1 protein-coding gene is annotated in these 1,031 nt (G+C 41.7%); it reads right to left on the reverse strand.

Features of this window, described 5'->3' with window-relative positions:
* Positions 1 to 149 precede the first annotated feature (149 nt).
* On the reverse strand, positions 150 to 1,031 hold an 882-nt coding region (locus ACS8FD_RS16775; protein WP_439276676.1), incomplete at its 5' end, for an HAD hydrolase family protein.

Genomic DNA, 1,031 nt, shown 5'->3' on the forward strand with positions numbered 1-1,031 from the left:
ACTGGCACATCGGCCACCGTCTCTTTATCGACGATATCGAGCAGTACCGTCACATCACTGGCAAGATAACTGCCTGAGCTGTATTTTTTTAGTTGTTGAATATTGGGGTGGGTCATAGAAAACTTTTCTCGTATCAGCTGTTATTATAATTACTGAGAACTAATATTGTCGTGCAGTTGACCATGATTGGGCATACCGTACCAATCTAATAGCTGTAAAAACGGCAAATCGGCTAAGCTATCACCAAAACCAAAGCTTGGCCGTTGACTGTCTAAATGATGGTCTATTAAAAACTGTACGGCATGGCGCTTATGCACTGCATGCGGCAGTATGGCAAGATTGTTAGCATTTACGTGCACATAAAAATCTTGCTCAAAATCACGTATCAATGTAGGCAGCTTCTTGGCCAACTCTACCAATGCTTGATGGTCCTTTTGTGCATGTTTAATCGCCAAATAAATGGTCAGCTCTTCATTTACAGACCCATTACTAAAACTGTCGATATGCGGTGTAAATACTAGCTGACTGTTATCGTTTTTACTATGGTTTGCAAATACTTGGCTCAATTGGTTCAGCTTATCCTGTAAGGGTACAAGCTCGTTATACATATGCTGCTGCCACGTGCTTAATAACTCACCATCAGAAGTTAAAATAATCGCTCCGTGAGTTAAGACTTGCCAGCTGTTAAAAGGCAATTTAACGCGTTTAATCTCATAGCGGTCGCGTGCAGTGACGACTATTAAGTCAGTGCTCACAAGTAGCCAGTTAAAGAAATTAGCTTGGCGCTGACTCATAAAGCTCAATGGTGCGCCTTGTTTGTTGACCGCGGCGCATACTAAGTGTTCGGTTTTAGCAGTGGGTAAATTCCATACATCAATTTTACGCTGGGTTTGAAACAACGTGTCGTCCAAATCCATAAGTGCATAAGGTTTGGTGATGTCAGGATTAGTCTTAAAAAACGGGGTAGTCATAAAAGTGTCCGTAAATAATGAGCTTGAAAAGTAGAGCATAACCCAGTCAGAGCGTAGCTT

It is taken from the genome of Psychrobacter sp. 1U2, assembly GCF_051847575.1.